The following is a 21095-nucleotide window of genomic DNA, read 5'->3' on the forward strand; positions in this document are numbered from 1 at the left end:
TTCGCCGCTTGTTCGACCAATATTCCCCTAACTGTTACCACTGCGGTCTGCCGATTCCGGCAGGCCTCGATTTGCACGTAGATATCGCTGGCGCGGCACAGCCCATGTGCTGCAACGGCTGCGTCGCTGTGGCGCGGGCGATTATCGGCAACGGCCTCGCCGACTACTACTGCCATCGCGACGCGCTGCCGGAGAGCCCGCGCGAGGCCATGCCCGCGCTGGCGCGCGACCTGGCCCTGTATGACCATCCCGAGGTGCAGAAGAGCTTCGTGCGTCCCGCCGGCGAGCATGAACGCGAGGCGGCGCTGATTCTCGAAGGCATTACCTGCGCCGCCTGCGTCTGGTTGAACGAGTCGCACCTCGCCCGCCAGCCGGGAGTGACGGCGGTGGATATCAACTACGCGACGCGACGTGCACGGGTGCGTTGGGACGAACGCAGGATTCACCTTTCGCAGATTCTTGCGGCTGTCGCCGCCATCGGCTATCGCGCCCATCCCTACGATGCGAACAAGCTGGAGCAACTGGCGCGAAAGGAGCGCCGCAGCGCCTTGTGGCGCCTGTTCGTGGCTGGCTTCGGCATGATGCAGGTGATGATGTACGCGCTTCCCGCCTATATTGCGACCGAGGGCAGCATGACGGCGGACATTGCCCAGCTCATGCGCTGGGCCAGCTTCGCGCTGACGCTGCCGGTGATGTTCTATTCTTCCGCGCCGTTTTTTGTGAATGCCTGGCACGACATCCGTCTGCTGCGCGTCGGCATGGACGTGCCAGTGGCGCTGGGGGTTGGTTCCGCATTTATGGCCAGTTCGTGGGCAACGGTTGCGGGTGCTGGCGAAGTGTATTTCGATTCGGTCACCATGTTCATTTTTCTGTTGCTGGGCGGGCGCTATCTGGAAATGATGGCGCGGCAACAGGCGGTACGTAATGTCGAGTCGCTGGCGCGGGCTGTGCCGGCAGTCGCGGAACGTCTGCTCCGCTATCCCGCACACGATAGCGAAACCATCGTGGCTGCCGATTTGCGCTGTGGCGATGTCGTGCTGGTGCGGCCGGGGAATGCCATTCCGGCGGATGGCGCGGTGATCGAGGGCGAGAGCCACGCCGACGAGTCGCTGCTGACCGGCGAGAGCCGTCCGGTAGCCAAGCGAGTGGATGATAAAGTCATTGGCGGCAGCGTGAATATCGACAGCCCGCTGACGTTGCGGGTCACGCGTGTCGGCGAACAGACACGCCTGGCCGCGATCCGGCGCCTGATGGATCAGGCGGCCATGGAAAAGCCGCGGCTGGTGCGCGTGGCAGATCGTGTCGCGGCGCGTTTTGTGTCTGCCTTGCTGGTGCTGGCGGCAGTGACTGCCGCAGTTTGGTATTTCATCGATCCGTCTCGTGCGCTGTGGGTGTTCGTTTCCGTGCTGGTGGTGAGTTGCCCCTGCGCGCTGTCGCTGGCGATGCCGGCGGCGCTGACGGTTGCCAGCGGGGTGCTGTCGCGGCGCGGTTTGCTGGTGGCCCATGGTCATGCCATCGAAACGCTGGCGAAGGCGACGCACATCATGTTCGATAAAACTGGCACCTTGACGCGCGGTCAGTTGCAACTCGTGGAGGTGCTGCCATGCCGCGACTTAAGCAAGGGTTCATTGCGCATCATGGCTGCCGCGCTGGAGCGTGGTTCCACGCATCCGATTGCGCATGCGCTGGGGCAGGGAAGCACAACCTTTCCGCACAAGGTGGAACAATTACGTACCCATACAGGCGGTGGCATTGAAGCCTGGGTTGATGGCATCCTTGTCCGGCTGGGTAAGCCGGAATTCGCGGCAGCCTTGCATGCATATCCAGTGCCGCAGGGTGTTGTTGAATGGCAGGCGGAAGGCGCAACGGTCGTCGCGATGGCGGATGCGCAGGGCTGGCTGGGTTTCTTCCGTCTCGCCGATAGTGTGCGCGCGGATGCAGCCGCCATGGTGCGCGAACTGCATGCGCTGCAGTTGCAACTCGGTATCCTCAGCGGCGATTCGGGCGAGGCGGCGCAGCATGTGGCGAACGAACTTGCCATCGAACATGTCACATGTCGTCTCGCGCCTGAAGCCAAGCGCGAACATATCAGGGCCGCGCAGACTCGGGGCGCCATCGTTGCCATGGTGGGCGACGGTGTCAACGATGCACCAGTGCTGGCCCAGGCACAGGTTTCGATCGCAATGGGCAGCGGCACCGATCTGGCGCGCACCCAATCCGACCTGGTACTGATGGGCGAATCGCTCATGCCCATTGCAGACGGCATCGGGATCGCCAGGCGTACACTCGCCATCGTGCGGCAGAATCTGGCCTGGGCCTTCGTATATAACCTCACCGCGATACCGCTGGCGATGGCGGGCTGGGTGACGCCGTGGATGGCCGGGATTGGCATGTCGGCCAGTTCGCTGCTGGTGGTTTTGAATGCGCTGCGCCTGCAAAAGAGTTAATCGTGGAAATCCTTTATCTGTTGATTCCGATGTCCGTTGTGCTGGTGTTTGCGATCGCGCTTATTTTTTGGTGGTCGGTAAAGAGCGGCCAATTTGAGGATCTCGAAGGTCCTGCCTATCGCATCCTGATGGATGACGATACGATCAATGTGACATTGCCCACAGCCTGTGATGAGAAAGAACGGTTGACAGATAGGGCCTTTGATCTGGATCAATTGAAGAAAAAAACTTGCCCCTAGAATTGATTGCGGAGTCTCGCAGGTTTGACCTGTATCTCCGTTGGGGTTTTGGGGTACGCCTTGCGGCGTACCCCATTTTTATTTACGCGACAATGCTCTTCACATCAATTGAATCCCAAGCGTGAATTAGCCATTACTAATCATGGCTATGTCTTTTTGAGCCCTGCATCTGCCTTGTGTCAAAATGCCGCATGAGGCCATGCGGCTCGTTTTCTGAGTAATGTTTTTTTTAATGCCCGTTCAAACCAAACGGGTTTTTTCTTATGGGGTAATTCAACATGCAATCGGAAGCGGCTTATAACTATCAGGTCGTGCGCCAGTTTTCTGTGATGACCGTGGTGTGGGGCATCGTGGGCATGTTGGTCGGTGTGATTATTGCCGCCCAACTGGCGTGGCCTGAACTGAACGTCGTCGAATGGCTGAGTTACGGCCGCCTGCGGCCCCTGCATACCAATGCGGTGATCTTTGCCTTCGGTGGCTGCGCGTTGTTTGCCACCTCCTACTATTGCGTGCAGCGAACTTCCCATGCGCCGTTGTTTGCGCCGAAGCTTGCCGCATTCACGTTCTGGGGCTGGCAACTGGTCATTGTCCTGGCGGCGCTGACCCTGCCGCTCGGCTTCACTTCCGGCAAGGAATACGCCGAACTGGAATGGCCGATCGACCTGCTGATTGCCGCGGTCTGGGTGTCATACGCGGTAGTGTTTTTCGGCACCATCATGAAGCGCAAGGTGTCCCACATCTATGTCGCCAACTGGTTCTTCGGCGGCTACATCCTGACCGTAGCGCTGCTGCATATCGTCAATAGCGCCGAGATTCCCGTCACCTTGTGGCCGATGAAGTCATATTCGGCCTATGCCGGCGTGCAGGACGCGATGGTGCAATGGTGGTACGGCCACAATGCCGTGGGCTTCTTCCTCACCGCCGGCTTCCTCGGCATCATGTACTACTTCGTGCCGAAGCAGGCCGAACGCCCGATTTATTCCTACCGCCTCTCGGTGGTGCATTTCTGGGCGCTGATTTTTACCTACATGTGGGCCGGCCCGCACCACCTGCACTACACGGCGCTGCCGGACTGGACGCAATCGCTCGGCATGGTGTTCTCGCTGATCCTGCTGGCACCCTCGTGGGGCGGCATGATCAACGGCATCATGACGCTGTCGGGCGCCTGGCACAAGCTGCGTACCGATCCGATCCTCAAGTTCATGATCACCTCGCTGTCGTTCTACGGCATGTCGACCTTCGAAGGCCCGATGATGTCGATCAAGACGGTGAATGCGCTGTCGCACTACACCGACTGGACCATCGGCCACGTCCATTCCGGGGCGCTGGGGTGGGTCGGCTTCATCTCCATCGGTGCCATCTACTACCTGATCCCGCGCCTGTTCGGCAAGACGCAGATGCATTCGGTCAAGCTGATCGAAGCGCATTTCTGGATCGCCACCATCGGTATCGTGCTCTACATCGCCTCGATGTGGATTGCCGGCGTGATGCAGGGCATGATGTGGCGGGAAACCAATGTCGACGGCACCTTGGCGAATTCGTTCATTCAGTCGGTGAAAGCCACTTATCCGTTCTACGCGGTGCGTTTGCTGGGCGGTGTGCTATACCTGTCCGGGATGCTGCTGATGGGCTACAACGTTGCGCGCACTATCGCCGGCGGCAAGCCCGTCAATGCACCGGTCCTACTGCCAGCAGCCCATGCTGCTTGAACCCCAGGAGTTGACGTCATGTCCTTTACCCACGAAAAGATTGAAACCAATGTCGGCTGGCTGATAGTGTTGGCAGTTCTGGTGGTCAGCATTGGCGGCCTGGTCGAGATTGTCCCGCTGTTCTTCCAGAAGTCGATGACGATGCCGGTCAATGAACTGGTCAAACCCTATGATGCGGTGCGCCTTGCCGGACGTGACATTTACCTGCGCGAAGGTTGCTACAACTGTCACTCGCAGATGATCCGCCCCTTCCGTGCCGAGACGGAACGCTATGGCCATTATTCGGTTGCCGGCGAGTTTATCTATGACCATCCCTTCCAGTGGGGCTCGAAGCGTACCGGCCCCGACCTGGCGCGTGTCGGCGGGCGTTACTCTGATCAGTGGCATCGCATTCACCTGCTTAACCCGCGCGATGTCGTGCCGGAATCGAATATGCCGGCTTATTATTGGCTGGAACGTCCGGTCGATGCAAGTGCCATCGACTTGAAGATGGCCGCGTTGCGCAAGGTGGGGGTGCCCTACAGCGATGAAGATATCGCCGGCGCCAAGAAGGCACTCGAAGGGAAGAGCGAACTTGACGTGCTGATTGCTTACTTACAGGGCATGGGAACTGCCCTCAAACAGGCGAGGTGATTCATGGACATCAACGATTTTCGTTCGCTATTTACCGTGCTGACCTTCATTTCATTTATTGCCATCGTGATCTGGGCATGGTCGGGCCGTCGCCGCAAGGAGTTCGATGCAGCCGCCCGCATGGTCCTGGAGGATGAAGCTCCCTTCAACGGCAACTGCTGTAACCAGGACTAATCGAGGAAGCAGACATGGACTTTAACAATACGAGTGATTTTTTCGGTAGCGCATGGAGCATCTACATCACCGTCATTTCTCTGGTTGGCATCGTGGCCTGTGCGGTATTCCTCTGGGTGCAGGGTTCGGCCAGGGTCTCGGCAGGCAAGACGACCGGCCATCAATGGGATGAGGATCTGACCGAATACAACAATCCCCTGCCGAACTGGTGGCGCTGGATGTTTTACCTGACCGTCGCCTTTGCGCTGGTGTACTTGTGGCTCTACCCCGGACTGGGTACGCGGCAGGGTACATGGGGATGGACCATGCGCGGCCAGTACGACCAGGAAAAGGCCGTCGCCGATGCGCAATTCAACAAGGTCTATGGCGACCTGCTCAAGCAGGACATCGTGACCGTCTCGCAAAATGAGGCCGCGCGCGAAGCGGGGCAGCACCTGTTCTTCACTTATTGCATCCAGTGTCATGGTTCCGATGCAAAGGGAGGAAAAGGTTTTCCCAACCTGACCGACAATGACTGGCTGTGGGGCGGTACGCCCGGCAAGATCAAGGAAACCATCACGCTGGGGCGTACCGCGGCGATGCCGCCCAAGGGCCTCAAGCCTGACATGAATGGCGAGCAAATCGAGGATGTAGCGAATTATGTGCGTTCCCTGTCCGGCCTTGCTGCCGATTCGATTCGCGCCCAGCGCGGTGGGGAAATCTTTGCGGTGGGCTGCCAGCCCTGCCATGGGGTCGGCGGCAAGGGCAATGTCGGGCTCGCCCCCAATCTGTCGGACAAGATCTGGCTCTACGGCAGTTCCAAGGCCACCATTATCGAAACCATCACCAAGGGACGGCAGAACCGGATGCCGGCTTTTGGTGAATTTCTTGGTGATGCCAAGGTGCACTTGCTGACGGCCTATGTGTATGGACTTGGCGGCGGAGAAAAGCCGCAAGCAGTTGAACCTGCCGTGACTGGAGCAAGCGCTACCGCCGCCAAATAAACAGCTTCATCCGCATGGTTCGGAATTGCCGAGCCATGCGGCACTCCTGGACAGCAGAGTTGCATGCAAATGGCCACGCCACCTCCCGCCGCTGAGATCGCAGATACAGATGTAGAGGTTTCTCTCTACGAAGTCCGCAAGAAAATTCATCCACGTGCCGTGCACGGCTGGTTTGCCACATGGCGCTGGCTATTCATATTCATTAGTCAGGCGGTGTACTACGGCTTGTGCTGGCTGCCCTGGAATGGACGCCAGGCCGTGCTGTTCGATCTGGTACAGCGCAAGTTCTACATCTTTGGCATGGTGTTCTGGCCGCAGGACGTGTTTTTCCTGGCCGTGCTGCTCATCATCTGCGCCCTGTCGCTGTTTCTGTTTACCGCGATTGGCGGCCGCTTGTGGTGCGGGTTTGCCTGCCCGCAAACCGTCTATACGGAGATATTTCTCTGGATCGAGCGTCTGATCGAAGGCGATCGTCCGGCGCGCATCAGACTCGACAGCGCACCGCTCAGTGCGGAGAAGGTGGGACGCAGGGGCGCGAAACACGGCGTCTGGCTGCTCTTCTCGCTGTGGACCGGCTTCACCTTCGTCGGCTACTTCACGCCGATCAAGTCGCTTGTCGCCGAAGTGGTTTCCCTGTCGCTTGGTCCGTGGGAAATGTTCTGGATCGCTTTCTATGGCATGGCGACATACGGCAATGCCGGCTGGCTGCGGGAACAAGTGTGCAAGTACATGTGCCCCTATGCGCGGTTTCAGGGGGTGATGTTCGATCCCGATACGCTCACGGTAACCTATGACGGCGAACGCGGAGAACCTCGTGGTTTTCGTTCGCGCAATGTCGACCGGCATGCCAAAGGCTTGGGGGACTGCATCGATTGCGGCATCTGTGTGCAGGTGTGCCCGACCGGGATCGACATCCGTGACGGGCTACAGTACGAATGCATCGGCTGTTCCGCCTGCATCGACGGCTGCAATCAGGTCATGGACAAGATGGGCTATCCGCGCGGCCTGATCCGCTATACCACGCAGCATGCACTGAAGGAACATTGGAACTGGCGGCAGATCCTGCGGCACATCATTCGGCCGCGGATACTGATCTATTCGGCAATACTCGGCATGATTATCGCGGCGTTCCTGTGGGGACTGGGACATAAGCCTGGTTTGCGCGTCGATGTAATCCGCGATCGCGCTACCATGGCGCGCGAGGTCGAAGACGAACAGATCGAGAATGTGTTCCGCTTGCAGGTAATGAATGTCTCGGAAAAGAACCAGCGTTATTCCCTGGCAGTAAGTGGTATCGAGGGCATCCGCATCGAAGGCCAAAATGAAATAGAAGTAGCTGCTACGACGACCCGAAGCATTACCGTCGCGGTACGCGCACCCGAACATTCCGGACACGAAGGCTCCAACAGAATCTACTTTGATGTGCGCTCGCTGAACGATGCCAATGTGGCGGTACATGAAAAAGCGATATTCATCGAACCATGAATAAATTGATTTCCGCCACGGCGAAGCCCTGGTATCGCGAGCCTTGGCCATGGCTGCTGGCCAGTGGCCCGTTGCTGGTCGTCATTGCCAGCGCAATCAGCTTCTGGATCGCGATCAGGGGCAGTGATGGTCTGGTCAGTGAAGATTATTATCGTCAGGGATTGGCGGCCCAGGAAACCATTTCGCGCAGCGACAAGGCCCTGGCACTGGGTTTGGTCGCGCGTGTCCGCTTAACCGCGGATGCCTTGAACGTGCAACTATCGGCCAGCGCCCCAGGCTATCAAGTCCCCCCGGCGCTGCGGGTGACGCTGTCACATCCGACGCGGGCCGGAATGGACCAGGCGCAGTTGATTCGGCGGGAGGGATCGGGCTACTCCGGCAGGTTGCGGCTTCCCGCCGCCGGGTACTGGCTGATTCTGATTGAGGATGAGGCCGAAACCTGGCGCCTGATGGGCAGTGTGGTATTGCCTGCCAATGGTGCAATTGTCATCGGGTAATTGTCAGGATTACGAAAAAAACGTCAGTGCCATACCGATGCCGATGCCGATGGCGATTGCCGCCAGACCCGGCAGGGCATGTCTTCCCAAGGTGGCGCCCCCGATGCTCAAGGCAAGCCCCGCCTTGAAGCAAATATTCGAGACGACGGCGAGTGCGATGGCTATCACCGCCTGTGTTTCGCCGAGCTTGCCGAGATTAAACATGCGCAGTGTGGACAGCGTGATGGCATCGACGTCGGTGAGCCCTGAAGCCAGGGCGACTGCATAAAGGCCGCGCGCGCCGGCGATATCCTGCAACCAGGCCGAGAGCAGCAGCACCAACCCGTAAATCAGTCCGAAGGTCAGGGCGGCACGGATTTCGGTCGGGTTGGCGACTTCCGGCATAGGCATTTCTCCCTGCCGGCTCAATCCGCGCCAACTCAGGAGCGTAATGCCCACGCCTGCCACCAGGCCGGTACCGAGTACCATGCCCAGTGGAAGCACCAGCGCCGTCGCCACGACGCCGGAAAAAAGCGCCAGGCGCAGCATGACCATCAGGCTCGCGATCAGGATCACGACGGCCGCGGTGCGGGTCATGTCGGGGATGGATTTGGCATTGCGGGCAAAGACCATGGTCGTCGCCGTGCTCGACACGAGGCCGCCGAAAAAACCGATCAGGGCCGGGCCGTGGCGCGGGCCAACAATGCGCAGCGCGGTATAACCGGCCAGTGAAACGCCCGAGATCAGTACCACCATCCACCAGATCTGGTGCGGGTTCAAGGCGCCGTAGGGACCGAAGTTCTGGTCCGGAAGTATCGGCAAAATGACAAAAGAGAGCACGGCGAACTGGAGTATCGAAATCAGATCCTTCGCCGTCAGGCTGCGGCTGAAGCCATGCAGTTCCGCCTTGAAATACAACAGCGCGGTAGTGACGATGGCAAGCATCACGGCAAGGGTCTCGTAACCGAACCAGACCGTGGCGCCGAGAGCATAACAGGTCATCAGGGCGATGACCGATGTCGTGCCGGGATCGTGCTCTTGCTGCGGATCGACGGTCAGTGCCAGCATCATCATGGCGCCGATCACCAACATGCCGGCGGCGAGCATCCAGCCGCTGCCGGTTTCCTGGCCGAGCATCGCGGCCAGCGTGCCGAGCAGGGCGACCAGGGCATAGGTGCGCAGCCCGGCCTTGGCATCCGGCTTGCGCTCGCGCTCAAGGCCGATCAGCAGGCCGATGGCGAGGCTGGTAACGAAAGCCCGCAGGTGTTCCGACAGACTCGCGCTGAATATTTCCATCGACTTCCCCATTCAAGTAATCCCCGCTTTTCATTCTAGTCTTTACAATTCGGGCATGAATGACGGATATCAATACTTCGCGCTCGTTCCCGCCGCTGGCAGCGGCTCGCGCATGGGCAAGGCACTGAGTAAACAGTATTTGCCGCTGGCTGGCCGGCCGCTGATCGCGCATGCGCTGGAAACGCTGTGCGCGGTGGCGCGGATAAAGGCAGTATTCGTCGTGTTGGCGCCGGTCGATGACGAATGGCTGCGCCACGACTGGTCGGTCTGCGGCGACAAGCTGGTGCCGTTGTTCTGCGGCGGCGCGACGCGGGCCGAGAGCGTCGCCAATGGCCTGCGCGCGATGAGCGATCGCGTCAAGGCCGACGATTGGGTGCTGGTGCATGATGCCGCGCGGCCCTGCATTACGCCGGCGCACATCGAGGCGTTGCTGCATGCAGTGGGGGACGATCCGGTCGGCGGCATCCTGGCCCAGCCGGTGGCGGATACCTTGAAGCGTGCCGATAGCGCGGGCCGCATCGAGGCCACCGTTGCCCGCACCGGATTATGGCAGGCGCAAACCCCGCAGATGTTTCGCCATGGCATGCTGCTGCGGGCGCTGACGCAAAATGCCGAGGTCACCGATGAAGCCGGCGCCATCGAGGCGCTCGGTCAGCGGCCCAGGCTGGTGGCGGGCGATGCGAGCAATCTCAAGGTGACCTGGCCGCAGGATCTGCAACTGGCGGAATGGATATTGAAAGCGAGAAATCACCAATGAGCGAATTCAGGGTAGGGCAGGGCTTCGACGTGCATGCGCTGGTGGAAGGGCGGCCGCTCATCATCGGCGGCGTGGCCATCCCCTTTTCGCGCGGGTTGCTTGGGCATTCCGATGCCGATGTGCTGCTGCATGCGATCATCGATGCGCTGCTCGGTGCGGCAGGACTGGGCGACATCGGCCGCCATTTTCCCGACGGCGATCCGCAATGGGCCGGCGCCGACAGCCGCATGCTGCTGCGCGGCGCAATGAAACTGGTTGCCGCCGCCGGCTGGCGGGTCGGCAATGTCGATTGCACCCTCATCGCCGAAGCGCCAAAGATCGCCCCCTATGCCGTTGCGATGTGCGCCAATATCGCCGCCGATCTGGGCCTTGATTCCAGCCGTGTCAATGTCAAAGGCAAGACCACGGAGCAGCTTGGTTTTACCGGTCGCGCCGAGGGAATTGCGGCACAGGCCGTTATCCTGTTACAACGTGCTTAACGCGCATGGTCGCCAGCGCCACCCCTGAGGATGAAAATGCGCAAAGGCAAATTGAACGCCCCCCACCCCATCCCCCGCCCCGGGGCGGGGCTACCAATCGGCTCGCTGCGCTCGATATCACAAGGCGCTCCGGCGCCGCTTTTTCACACTAAAACGCGGAGTCCCACTCATGGTCTTGCCCCAGTTTAGGTCCCTGCCCAAACAGTTGTCGCGCCTGCAAGCGTTATCCCTGTTCGCGACATTGAATGCGCGCGAACTGCGCCTGGTCGATGGCTTGTTGCACGAGCGCGACTATCTCGTCGGTGAAGTGATCATCGACACAGAAGAAGAAGGCCAGGCGATCTATATCGTTTTTAGTGGCAAGGTGATCATTTCAAAACCCGGCGCGGCGCATGAGATGATCGCCGAACTCGGCCCCGGTACCTTCTTCGGTGAAATGGCCTTGCTCGACAATGCCAAACGTTCGGGCCAGGTGCGCGCGCTGGAACCCTGCCATCTCGGCGTGCTGTTTCGCACCGATTTCCTGAACCTGCTCGAAACCGATGCGCGTACCGCGTCCAAGGTGGCGATGCAACTGGCGCGTCACCTCGCCCGTCGTTTGTGCAAGGCGACTTTCGGCGACGCGGCGGATGAACACTTATGAACGGCGCGCGGAATAATAGCTCCGGCCAGTCCATCGGCCCCGTGATGTGGGCGGCCATCATCGGCACAACCTGCGTCCTGCTCTTCCTGCTGCAGAAAATTCTCTGGCTGGTGGTGCCTTTTCTGCTTGCCCTGGTGCTGTATTACCTGTTGATGCCGCTGGTGCAACGCCTCATGTTCCGGGGCATGAGCCGGCCGTTGGCTGCCGCCTTGGCGACGACGCTGTTCCTGCTCTGCGCCGTCCTCAGCGTCGTTCTGCTGCTGCCGCTGATCAGCGCCAACGTGATCGATTGGCAGAATTCGCTGGTGCGTTATCTCCAGGGCGGCATGCATCTGATCGAACACACGCTGCATCGGCTGGAAGAAAACATTTCCCTTCTGGCGCGCGCGCAGCTTGCGGAAAAGGTGGGCCTTGCGCTTAACGATGCGACAGGGCATGCCGAGCGTTATCTGGAACCAGTACTGCTTGGCATCGGCGCCTGGGCGCCGGCCCTGCTGCTGACGCCCTTCCTGGCTTATTTTTTCCTGCGCGATGGCGGGCGCTTCCAGCGCATGCTCGGCCGTGCCGTACCGAACGCTTTTTTCGAACGGACGCTGTATCTGCTGCATGAAGTCGACCGCACCGCGCGTGCCTATTTTCAGGGGCTGGTCAAGCTCACCGTGCTCGACACCATCACGCTGGCGTTGGGCCTGTGGCTGATCGGCATTCCCGGCCCGTTTGCGCTCGGCCTGCTCTGCGCCGTGCTGGCCTGGGTACCCTTCGTCGGCTCGATCGTCGGTGGCTTGCTGGTGGTGCTCGTTGCAGCGACCGATCTGCCCGCTGCGCCGGACACTGCCTATTGGGCTGTTGGTCTGTTCCTGCTGGCGCGGTTGCTCGATGATTTCGTTTATATGCCGCTCACCATCGGCATGAGCCTCGACTTGCATCCGCTGCTGTCGGTGTTGATGATTTTCATCGGCGGCGCGATTGCCGGCGTCCCGGGGCTGATGCTGGTGTTGCCCTTGCTCGGCGTGGTGATGGTGATAGGGGAAACCGCAGGACGGGTGTTTACCGATGCGCGGCTGATTGCAAGGCATCGCTACGCTGTGGCATTGCGACGACAGCAGGCGAGTGCAGATTTGCAACTCTGAATCTCGTATTTGTCATTCCTGCCTTCACAGGAATGACAATGGATTCTGGATTGCTTCGTCCAACAGGGATTTCTTTCAGTCATCACGGGGCTCCTCGCAACGGCCAAAGGTAATCCCTCGTGGGATGAAAGGCCGGTTTTCCGCTGGAACTTTGCCTCGGGTATTCCGTCTCAGCGAAGGAAAAGCCCGGTCATGATGGCGCCAAGAATGACGCCGGCAACAATATGCAGTACGAGTCGCGGCAGGCCGGAACGCGGCTGAAGATATTTTTCCATCAGCACCAGGCTCAGATCGGTGATCCGATACAGGCGCTTGACTTCCTCGATACAGGTATCGACGCAGGCCAGGCCATTCTTGGTATCGTGCGCGCATTCGAGACACAAGCCCTTGCTGCAGGCTTTGCAACTGCCAATTGCGGGTCGGCTCGGATGTCGGTAGCAATTCATATTGCTTTCAGTGCGCTTACAAAAACCATCGAGCCGTCATTTTACCCGTATTGGTCTGGTCTTGGGATCGGCTAGACTACGCCACCTTTATTTGGCGCCAGCATTTATGGAACTTCTTACTCACTTCATCGACATCGTCCTGCACCTCGACGTTTACCTCGCTGCATTGGTCGGGCAGTACGGGATGTGGATATACGCCATCCTGTTCGCGATCATCTTCGCCGAGACGGGGCTGGTGGTAACGCCTTTCCTGCCTGGCGATTCGCTGCTCTTTGTGGCCGGCGCCCTGGCGGCCGTGGGGGATATGGATATCGGTGCTTTGTTGCTGACCCTGTCGGTTGCGGCAGTGCTCGGCAACAGCGCCAATTACGCAATCGGCCGCGCTCTCGGACCGCGCGTGTTCCAGTGGCCGGACTCGCGCTTCTTCAACCGCCGCGCATTGGAAAAGACACATGCGTTCTATGAGAAACATGGCGGCAAGACGATCATCATTTCACGCTTCCTGCCCTTGTTTCGCACTTTTGCGCCTTTTGTGGCCGGCATCGGGGCGATGCCCTGGTGGCGCTTCACGATGTTCAATCTGGCCGGCGGCGTGGGCTGGGTGGCGTCGTTGACGCTGGCCGGCTACTGGTTTGGCAACGTGCCATGGGTCAAGAGCAACTTGACGCTGGTGATTGTGGCCATTGTCGTTATTACCCTGATTCCCGCCGCCATTGGCTGGTGGCAACACAGGAAATCGGAGGGCTGATTTTCTTTTGTCAATGTATGATGCGGCCCCATGAGGCGAGGGCTGATTTTTGCGGTGGCGTTGTTGCTGGCGGGCTGTGCCGCTAATCGTCCATCCGGGGGCAAATCGCCGCCACCTGGGTTTACGCCCGCCCAGTTCGTCAAGACCGACATCGACCGCATCGCCGAGGCCCACCAGCGCGAATTGCAGACAACCCTGAAGCTGCTTACGGAAAAGCTCTACCGGCGCAATCCGAGGGAATGGAAAAAGGGCGGCTGGGCGCGTCTGGAAGACCCGGTCGAACGTTTGTTCGGCAAGCGGCACAACTGGCATTTCGCGGAACTCGACGGGAAATTCGGTTCCAATGCGGTGCAATTGTCGCTCAAGCCCGATTACGGCGGCGACCGCGTGTTTGCCTTCAGCGCCGGGCTGGGCGGCATGCTGCTGGCGGCCTTCAATGAGCGTTATGAGTTTTACATGACCGATGATCTTGACCCGCAGAAGCTTTACAACGCCGCGCGTAACGTCGAAATCGCGGTGTGGAAGCTGTCGCATGATCGCGGTGCGGACGGAGGTCTGCTGTTGCTTTCGAACGATAGCGAACCGCTGCCCAACCTCAGTTTCGAACGCGAGTTTGGCAAGATCATCGGCAACCTCGACCTGTTGTCGAATATCATTGCCGACAAGAGCAACCGCACTGTGGCACGAGTGGTGCAGAGCATGGCGACGGCCGTGTTCCTGCCCGTGCCGGGCATTCACTGAACGCACATGGTCGCCAGCGCCACACCCGAGAATGAAAATGCGCGAAAGGCAAATTGAAGGCCCACCCCACCCATCCGCCCCTCAAGGGGCGGCTACCGATTTGCTCGCTGCGCTCGGTTATCACATGCTGCTCCATTCCTGCTTTTTCACGTTAACATGAAAAAATATGTCATTTTAATTTCCGGGCGCGGCAGCAACATGGAAGCGCTGCTTGCCGCCGATCTGCCCGGCGAATGCGCCGCGGTGATCAGCAACCGGCCCGATGCGGCGGGCCTGGCTTTCGCGCGGCAGCAGGGTGTGGCGACCGCCGTGGTCGATCATCGCGACTATCCGGAGCGTGCCGCTTTCGATGCGGCACTGGCGGCGGAGATCGAGCGCCACGCGCCGGATCTGGTGTTGCTGGCAGGCTTCATGCGCGTGCTCGGCGACCATTTCGTGAGACGCTTAACGGGCCGCATGCTGAATATCCATCCCTCCCTGCTGCCAGCTTTTCCCGGCCTGCATACGCATCGCGCAGCACTCGCGGCGGGTGTACGCATCCACGGTTGCACGGTCCACTTCGTGACGCCGGCGCTGGACAGCGGGCCAATCGTGATCCAGGCTGCCGTGCCGGTGCTTGATGGCGACGACGAAACCACGCTGGCAACCCGGGTGCTGATGCAGGAACACGTCATCTACCCGCAGGCCGCAGCCTGGTTTCTGCAAGGGCGTCTGCGCCTGCTTAATGGCCGGGTGGTCAGCGACGTGCCACAGCCTGCCGGTGCTGTCCTGCTGTCCCCAGCCTTGACTGCGCTGCCATGAGATTCGGCAGGATTTTGTTGCCGGTCCTGCTGGTCATCGCCAGCGCAACCCTCCACGCTACCAGCGCCGAAACCGGCCGGGTTGAAGTACCTGTCGAAGCGATACCCGTGCCCGCAACCCCGGCGCCGCTACCGCGCACAGGACAGATTCAATATGCGCTCCAGGCCGGTGACAATGGCATGATCGTGGCGCGCATCGTGCATGAATGGCACCACGACGGCGAGCGCTATGTCATCAGCGGCGAGATGCAGGCGGTCGGGCTGGTGGCGTTGTTCAAGCGCCAAAAGGTGATACAGCGCAGCGAAGGAACCATCGACGGGTTTGCACTCAAGCCGTTGCGCTTTCACCTTGATCGTGGCGATGGCGATATCGAGAGCGCGGCGTTCGACTGGAAACGCATGGTTGCCACCATGACGAACAAGCGCGAGTGGGCGATCAAGCGCGGCGTTCAGGACGGGCTGTCGATTTTCTACCAGGTTGGGCGCGGAGCGCTACCGGCTGAAGGACTTGAAATGGACATGACATCGGGACGCAAGGTGGAGCGCTATGCCTTCGACTGGCGCGGCGAAGAAACGGTCTCGGTGCCGGCCGGGGAATACCGGGCATGGCGCGTGCGCATCCGGGCGACCAGCGGGGATCCCGATCTGAAGGAAGTCTGGCTGGGTACCGCGGCGAAGCTGCCGGTGAAGATTCGTACCGTCGATCGCAAAGGAACGGTGCTGGTAATGGTGGCAGAGAAAATACGGTTCGAGCAATGAGCCGCTTACCGAAGACCGCGACAGTGATCGATGCAGCGGCGGATGTGGTCGCGACGATGCTCGATTTCACGCAGCCGGCCGATGCCGTTCTGTCGAACTACTTTCGCAACAATCGTGAACTTGGCCCGCACGAACGCGGTTTCGTCGCCGATACTGCCTATGCGGTGTTGCGCCGCAAGCGTTTTCTCGAACGCCTATGCGGCGAAAAATACACGCCGCGCCAGCTCGTGCTTGCCGCGCTGATGCGCGTGCAGGGCATGAGCCAGCGCCAGTTGAGCGAAACGCTATCCGCCGCCGAGGGCAAATGGCTGACCGAATTCAAGGCACGGCCAGAACCGGAATTGACGCCCGCCGAGCAATGCGATCTGCCGGACTGGCTTTACGAGAAACTTGCTGCCCAATATTCCTCTGCCCAAAGGGCAGAAGCTGATGGTCACCTCCCTCTCTTGGAGAGGGAGGGCGGGAGGGAGAGTGTTGAGGATTTTGAAAGTTTGAGCAGCCATGAATGGCTGCTCAAACTTTCGCGTTCGCTTAATCAACCAGCGCCGCTCGATCTGCGCGTAAATTCGCTGAAGGCGACGCGCGACGAAGTATTGGAGCTATTAGGCAAGTATCGCATCACAGCGGAGCCTTGCCGCTATGCACCGTTCGGCATTCGCCTCAAGGAAAAGCCCGCGTTGTCGCGCGAAACCTTGTTCATCGAAGGGAAGATCGAAGTGCAGGACGAGGGCAGCCAGTTGCTCGGCCATCTGCTGCAGCCCAAGCGCGGCGAAATGGTGGCGGATTTCTGCGCCGGCGCCGGCGGCAAGACGCTGCTGCTCGGCGCGTTGATGCGCTCGACCGGACGCCTGTATGCGTTTGACGTATCGGACAAGCGCCTGGCGAAACTCAAGCCGCGCCTGGCGCGCTCGGGCCTGTCGAACGTGCATCCGGCCGCGATCGCCAGCGAGAATGATATCCGCATCAAGCGCCTGGCTGGCAAGATGGATCGCGTGCTGGTCGATGCGCCATGCTCGGGGCTTGGCACGCTGCGCCGCAATCCCGATTTGAAATGGCGGCAGACGCCGCAAAGCGTGGAAGAATTGACGCGCAAGCAGGCCGCGATTCTGGCGGCGGCAGCAAGGCTGGTGAAACCCGGCGGGCGCGTGGTCTACGCCACGTGCAGCCTGCTGCACGAAGAGAATGAAGACATCGTCGGTGCCTTCCTTGTTGCGCATGAGGAGTTTCATCGCCTGTCCTGCGGCGATCTGCTCCGGCAGCAGAGCATAGCCCTGGATACAGGTGATGACCTGCGCCTGTTTCCTCACCTGCATGGCACCGACGGCTTTTACGCGGCAGTGCTGGAACGGAAAAAATAGCATGCGGCTTGTTGCAGTGCTGTTGTGCCTGATCTGCGTTGGCGCGCAGGCGGTGCCCTTGCCGGCAACCGGCACTATCGAGCCGATCTTCATACCGGGCGGGGATGCCGAGGGCGCCATCCTGCGTGCGCTGGCTGAGGCCAGGCATAGCGTTCGCGTGCAGGCCTATCTCCTCACCAGCCGCTCGGTAGCCTATGGCCTGATCGAGGCTAGGCGGCGCGGCGTTGATGTGCAGGTGCTGGCCGATCGCGAGATGGTGGTGAAAGGCGAACGCTCGCTGATCCCCCAGATTGTTGCCAACCGCATACCGGTCTGGCTGGAAGTGCGCTACGCGATTGCGCACAATAAAATCATCATCATCGACGGCGAAGACGCCGACAGCGCCAGCGCGGCGGTGATCACCGGCAGCTTCAACTTCACGCATTCAGCACAGGCGCATAATGCCGAAAACCTGCTGATCCTGCGCGGCAATCCGGCGCTATTGCGCAGCTATCTGGACAACTGGCAGCGCCACCGGGAGGAAGCGGTGCCTTATGCGGAGGTGATGAACAAGCGATGAATCCGGACATGGGAATTGATAATTTGTTGACAGCGCTTTGGCATGACTTCGACCACCCCGACTTCTGGTGGCAGATCGGGTTGCTGCTGCTGTGTTTAGGCATCGTCAAGTTCGTCGAGCGCTTTGTGCGCGGACATCAGTTGAGCGTCGGTCAAAGCGCCGATGCCGCCTGGCGACTGGGGCAGGGCGGACTGAAACGCATCACTTTCCCGCTGCTGGCGCTGCTGCTGGTGATCGGTGCGCGGGCGCTGCTGCGTGGATGGCACCCGGTGAATCTGCTCTCGATCGCGATTCCGCTGCTGTTTTCGCTCGCCGTGATTCGCGCGGTGTTCTATGTGTTGCGCTACAGCTTCAATCCTTCCGGCTGGCTTGCCAACTTCGAGCGCGGCTTCGCGCTGCTGGTGTGGGGGTTGGTGGCGCTGCATATTGTCGGCCTTCTGCCACAGGTGATCGACCTGCTCGAAGCGGTCAGCTTTCCGGTCGGCAAACAGAAGCTCAATCTGTGGCTGGTGGCGCAGGGCATCGTCACTGTCGTGGCCACGCTGCTGATCGCGCTCTGGCTCTCCGGCCTGGTGGAATCAAGGCTGGCCGGCGCGCAGGATATGGACGCCAACCTGCGCGTGGTGTTCTCGCGCCTGACCAAGGCCGTGCTGATCGTGCTGGCGGTGATGATTGGCTTGCCGCTGGTCGGCATCGATCTCACCACGCTGTCGGTGTTCGGCGGTGCGCTTGGCGTCGGTCTCGGCTTCGGCTTGCAGAAGATCGCCAGCAACTACGTATCGGGCTTCATCATCCTGCTCGATCGTTCGATTCGCATCGGTAATGTCATTGCCGTAGCCGGCGAGCGCGGCCAGGTGACGCGCATTACGACGCGCTACACGGTGTTAAAGGCGGCAACCGGGGTTGAGGCCATTATCCCCAACGAGGTGCTGGTCGGTTCGGTGGTGTTGAACGAGTCCTCCGCCGATCAGCGCGTGCGTTTTCCCTTACGTGTCCAGGTGAGCTATGCCGGCGATGTCGAGCAGGCCATGCGGCTGATGGAAGAAGCGGCAAGTGCGCAGCCGCGCGTGCTTGCCGAGCCATTGCCGAAGGCCAGCATCGTCGAGTTCGCCGATAACGGCATTACGCTGGAACTGGGTTTCTGGATCGCCGACTCCCAGGTCGGTACCATTGCGCTGCGTTCCGACATCAATCTGGCGATCTGGAAGGCGTTTGGTGCAGCAGGCATAGAAATACCTTATCCGCAGCGCGATATCAGGCTTATCAATGGGGCATTCGGGGGTGATTACGGAAATGGCCAACAGAGATTGGGAGTAGACGGCTAAGCTGAAATGCTGCCCAATAAAAAACCCGCCAGTGGCGGGCTTTTTATTGGAAGTCAAACATGAGTTACTTGAGTTTGGTTTCCTTGTAGGCCACATGCTTGCGCGCCTTGGGATCGAACTTCATGATCTCGATCTTCTCGGGCTTGGTGCGCTTGTTCTTGGTAGTGGTATAGAAATGACCGGTGCCCGCAGTGGACTCCAGCTTGATCTTTTCGCGGCCGCCTTTTGCCATGATCGTTCTCCTTAGACCGCTTCGCCGCGGGCACGCAGCTCGGCAAGGACGACTTCGATACCCTTCTTGTCGATGGTGCGCAGGCCGGCGTTGGATACGCGCAGGCTCACCCAGCGTTTTTCGGATTCGATGAAAAAACGGCGATTCTGCAGATTGGGCAGGAAACGACGCTTGGTCTTGTTGTTGGCATGGGAAACGTTGTTTCCGACCATCGGGGCCTTGCCCGTGACTTGGCAAACGCGGGACATGTGGGTTACTCCAGGAAGCTGATTCAGCAAAGCCGGGCATTCTATCCGAGAAGCCGTCTGTTTTTCAAGCCTTTTTATTCAGGCCGCAGCCATGAAGGGGTGTCATTCAGGTGGCGCGTGCGGATGGGAAGGAGGGTTAAGCACCAAATACGGCGCGTATTCGAAATCCACCGTGACGATATGCTGGTAGAACCAGCCATTAATGAGGTATTTCACTTCCTCGGCGATTTCGTCCAGCGACATCTGGCGGGCGCGGCCGAGCAAATTGGCGAGCATGCGGCGGAAATCGGCATGCAGGCGGCAATGTTCTTCCAGACCGGGATATTTCGCGGCCTTCATCAGGGCTTCCTCATCGCGCAGATGTGAACGGATATAGTCGCTGAGAATTACCAGCGTCTTCATCACGCGCACCCCGTCGCCATTGCCGGTAAAACTTGCCGCCAGGTCGAAGAAGCGCCGGTGCTGCTCATCAATCAGCGGAATGCCAAGTTCGAGTTGATCCGACCATTCGGCATACTGCAACTGAGGATGGCGCTCATCGGGCGCCGATGGGTTGAATCCACCAGTAAGCCCTATTTGCATAGACCTGAAATCCGGCATAGCGGCATTCCCGCAATCTTTCAATCATCACCAATTCATTTTTACATGAAAGAAGGCGAGTGCGGCTTGCCACTTATCAATTTATTTCCGCTTTATGCACTGGCTTTAATAACATTCTTTGCATGCAGGGTTTTGATCAGTCCATCAATACCTCCGCTACGCACTTCCGCACTGAATTGATCGCGAAAGCTCAGTACCAGGCTTATCCCGCTTACGGTGATGTCATAAACTTTCCAGGTCGAGTCCAACTTCTCCATGGCGTAGTCGATGGAAACCGATTTGGCACCCGGCTGTTTGATTTCGGTGCGAACCATCACGTCAGTCTCGTCATCCGCAATCTTTGCCGGTTTATAGTCAATCGTCTGATTCTTGTAGGCCGTCAGGGCTCTGGAGTAGGTACGAACCAGCAGCGTCCTGAATTCACTTGTCAGCGCCGATTGCTGATCCAGGCTCGCCTGACGCCAATCCTTGCCCATGGCAAGAGCGGTCATCCGCTTGAAATCGAAATCAGGCAACAACTTGGCTTCCACCAGGGCAATGGCCTTCGCGGTATTTCCACTCTGGATTTCCGGATCCTTGCTGACAATGTTGAGGACATCGCTGGTGACATTTTTCACCAACGTATCCGGAGCTATTGGTTCCGCGGCAGCACTGCCGATGAGCAGCGTAGCGACGACCAACCCGATTAAACGTCTCACTGGAGAACTCCTTGTTCAATTGGTGCGGCACGATATGGCCATCTCCTATGGCGGCCATTGCAATCCTCATGCCGGGACGGACGCGGAAGCTATTTACGCTTCACCTTCATTCAGTTAGGGCCAAGGCAGC

The 21095-nt window shown here is 59.5% G+C and carries 25 protein-coding genes; 19 read left to right on the forward strand and 6 right to left on the reverse strand.

Features of this window, described 5'->3' with window-relative positions; genetic code table 11:
• Positions 1-8 precede the first annotated feature (8 nt).
• From K5E80_RS02280 to K5E80_RS02315, 8 genes are all read left to right on the forward strand, one after another.
• Positions 9-2447 carry a heavy metal translocating P-type ATPase gene (locus K5E80_RS02280; RefSeq protein ID WP_246590835.1) on the forward strand — a complete coding sequence of 813 codons (2439 nt, stop codon included), beginning with the start codon at positions 9-11 and terminating at the stop codon, positions 2445-2447.
• A gap of 2 nt (positions 2448-2449) precedes the next feature.
• Positions 2450-2686: a cbb3-type cytochrome oxidase assembly protein CcoS gene (ccoS, locus tag K5E80_RS02285; protein WP_220634631.1), complete on the forward strand. Its 237-nt coding sequence runs from the start codon at positions 2450-2452 to the stop codon at positions 2684-2686.
• Positions 2687-2964: 278 nt separating this feature from the next.
• Entirely contained in the window at positions 2965-4395 is a 1431-nt protein-coding gene (ccoN, locus tag K5E80_RS02290; RefSeq protein ID WP_220634632.1) for a cytochrome-c oxidase, cbb3-type subunit I, read from the forward strand.
• An 18-nt stretch (positions 4396-4413) separates the two neighbouring features.
• On the forward strand, positions 4414-5028 hold the full coding sequence (gene ccoO, locus K5E80_RS02295) for a cytochrome-c oxidase, cbb3-type subunit II (protein ID WP_220634633.1): 615 nt from the start codon (positions 4414-4416) through the stop codon (positions 5026-5028).
• Between the two features lie 3 nt (positions 5029-5031).
• Positions 5032-5202 (forward strand): cbb3-type cytochrome oxidase subunit 3, encoded by a 171-nt coding sequence (locus K5E80_RS02300; protein WP_220634634.1) that lies wholly within the window; start codon positions 5032-5034, stop codon positions 5200-5202.
• 14 nt (positions 5203-5216) lie between these two features.
• On the forward strand, positions 5217-6185 hold the full coding sequence (gene ccoP / locus K5E80_RS02305; protein WP_220634635.1) for a cytochrome-c oxidase, cbb3-type subunit III: 969 nt from the start codon (positions 5217-5219) through the stop codon (positions 6183-6185).
• Positions 6186-6248: 63 nt separating this feature from the next.
• Positions 6249-7670, forward strand: coding sequence for a cytochrome c oxidase accessory protein CcoG (ccoG, locus tag K5E80_RS02310; RefSeq protein WP_220634636.1), 1422 nt, complete (start codon positions 6249-6251; stop codon positions 7668-7670).
• Positions 7667-8167, forward strand: a complete 501-nt coding sequence (locus K5E80_RS02315) for a FixH family protein (protein ID WP_220634637.1) — start codon at positions 7667-7669, stop codon at positions 8165-8167. The genes ccoG and K5E80_RS02315 overlap by 4 nt, the downstream gene beginning before the upstream one ends.
• A 9-nt stretch (positions 8168-8176) precedes the next feature.
• Here the strand turns inward: K5E80_RS02315 and K5E80_RS02320 are convergent, their stop codons facing one another.
• On the reverse strand, positions 8177-9442 hold the full coding sequence (locus K5E80_RS02320) for an MgtC/SapB family protein (protein ID WP_220634638.1): 1266 nt from the start codon (positions 9440-9442) through the stop codon (positions 8177-8179).
• A 55-nt stretch (positions 9443-9497) separates the two neighbouring features.
• On the opposite strand from K5E80_RS02320, the gene ispD reads away from it, so the two are divergent.
• The 4 genes from ispD (at position 9498) to K5E80_RS02340 (ending at position 12451) form a co-directional block, all read left to right on the forward strand.
• Positions 9498-10199, forward strand: a complete 702-nt coding sequence (ispD, locus tag K5E80_RS02325) for a 2-C-methyl-D-erythritol 4-phosphate cytidylyltransferase (protein WP_220634639.1) — start codon at positions 9498-9500, stop codon at positions 10197-10199.
• Positions 10196-10678 carry a 2-C-methyl-D-erythritol 2,4-cyclodiphosphate synthase gene (ispF, locus tag K5E80_RS02330; RefSeq protein WP_220634640.1) on the forward strand — a complete coding sequence of 161 codons (483 nt, stop codon included), beginning with the start codon at positions 10196-10198 and terminating at the stop codon, positions 10676-10678. The genes ispD and ispF overlap by 4 nt, the downstream gene beginning before the upstream one ends.
• Positions 10679-10853: 175 nt before the next feature.
• On the forward strand, positions 10854-11321 hold the full coding sequence (locus K5E80_RS02335) for a cyclic nucleotide-binding domain-containing protein (RefSeq protein WP_246590836.1): 468 nt from the start codon (positions 10854-10856) through the stop codon (positions 11319-11321).
• Entirely contained in the window at positions 11318-12451 is a 1134-nt protein-coding gene (locus K5E80_RS02340) for an AI-2E family transporter (protein ID WP_220634642.1), read from the forward strand. Before K5E80_RS02335 ends, K5E80_RS02340 begins: the two co-directional genes overlap by 4 nt.
• A gap of 170 nt (positions 12452-12621) precedes the next feature.
• Here K5E80_RS02340 and K5E80_RS02345 read toward each other — a convergent pair whose 3' ends face one another.
• Positions 12622-12834, reverse strand: a complete 213-nt coding sequence (locus K5E80_RS02345; protein WP_220634643.1) for a hypothetical protein — start codon at positions 12832-12834, stop codon at positions 12622-12624.
• Between the two features lie 169 nt (positions 12835-13003).
• Between K5E80_RS02345 and K5E80_RS02350 the strand changes: the two genes are divergently transcribed.
• From K5E80_RS02350 to K5E80_RS02380, 7 genes are all read left to right on the forward strand, one after another.
• Complete coding sequence (locus K5E80_RS02350; protein ID WP_220634644.1) at positions 13004-13645, forward strand: DedA family protein; 642 nt, start codon at positions 13004-13006, stop codon at positions 13643-13645.
• A 30-nt stretch (positions 13646-13675) separates the two neighbouring features.
• Positions 13676-14386 (forward strand): murein transglycosylase A family protein, encoded by a 711-nt coding sequence (locus K5E80_RS02355; protein ID WP_246590837.1) that lies wholly within the window; start codon positions 13676-13678, stop codon positions 14384-14386.
• 156 nt (positions 14387-14542) lie between these two features.
• Positions 14543-15187 (forward strand): phosphoribosylglycinamide formyltransferase, encoded by a 645-nt coding sequence (gene purN, locus K5E80_RS02360; protein WP_220634645.1) that lies wholly within the window; start codon positions 14543-14545, stop codon positions 15185-15187.
• Positions 15184-15945, forward strand: coding sequence for a DUF3108 domain-containing protein (locus K5E80_RS02365; protein ID WP_220634646.1), 762 nt, complete (start codon positions 15184-15186; stop codon positions 15943-15945). Before purN ends, K5E80_RS02365 begins: the two co-directional genes overlap by 4 nt.
• Complete coding sequence (locus K5E80_RS02370; RefSeq protein ID WP_220634647.1) at positions 15942-17303, forward strand: RsmB/NOP family class I SAM-dependent RNA methyltransferase; 1362 nt, start codon at positions 15942-15944, stop codon at positions 17301-17303. The genes K5E80_RS02365 and K5E80_RS02370 overlap by 4 nt, the downstream gene beginning before the upstream one ends.
• Position 17304: 1 nt before the next feature.
• Positions 17305-17862 carry a phospholipase D family nuclease gene (locus tag K5E80_RS02375; RefSeq protein WP_220634648.1) on the forward strand — a complete coding sequence of 186 codons (558 nt, stop codon included), beginning with the start codon at positions 17305-17307 and terminating at the stop codon, positions 17860-17862.
• 8 nt (positions 17863-17870) lie between these two features.
• Complete coding sequence (locus K5E80_RS02380) at positions 17871-19187, forward strand: mechanosensitive ion channel family protein (RefSeq protein WP_220634649.1); 1317 nt, start codon at positions 17871-17873, stop codon at positions 19185-19187.
• A 64-nt stretch (positions 19188-19251) separates the two neighbouring features.
• Here the strand turns inward: K5E80_RS02380 and rpmG are convergent, their stop codons facing one another.
• The 4 genes from rpmG to K5E80_RS02400 all read right to left on the reverse strand — a co-directional run bounded on the left by rpmG (position 19252) and on the right by K5E80_RS02400 (position 20965).
• Positions 19252-19419 (reverse strand): 50S ribosomal protein L33, encoded by a 168-nt coding sequence (gene rpmG / locus K5E80_RS02385; protein ID WP_220634650.1) that lies wholly within the window; start codon positions 19417-19419, stop codon positions 19252-19254.
• Positions 19420-19430: 11 nt separating this feature from the next.
• Complete coding sequence (gene rpmB, locus K5E80_RS02390; protein ID WP_220634651.1) at positions 19431-19667, reverse strand: 50S ribosomal protein L28; 237 nt, start codon at positions 19665-19667, stop codon at positions 19431-19433.
• A gap of 102 nt (positions 19668-19769) precedes the next feature.
• Positions 19770-20249, reverse strand: a complete 480-nt coding sequence (locus K5E80_RS02395; protein WP_220634652.1) for a bacteriohemerythrin — start codon at positions 20247-20249, stop codon at positions 19770-19772.
• A gap of 110 nt (positions 20250-20359) precedes the next feature.
• Positions 20360-20965: an MlaC/ttg2D family ABC transporter substrate-binding protein gene (locus K5E80_RS02400; RefSeq protein WP_220634653.1), complete on the reverse strand. Its 606-nt coding sequence runs from the start codon at positions 20963-20965 to the stop codon at positions 20360-20362.
• Positions 20966-21095 lie beyond the last annotated feature (130 nt).

It is taken from the genome of Georgfuchsia toluolica (genome assembly GCF_907163265.1).
GTDB classification, from domain to species: Bacteria; Pseudomonadota; Gammaproteobacteria; order Burkholderiales; family Rhodocyclaceae; genus Georgfuchsia; species Georgfuchsia toluolica.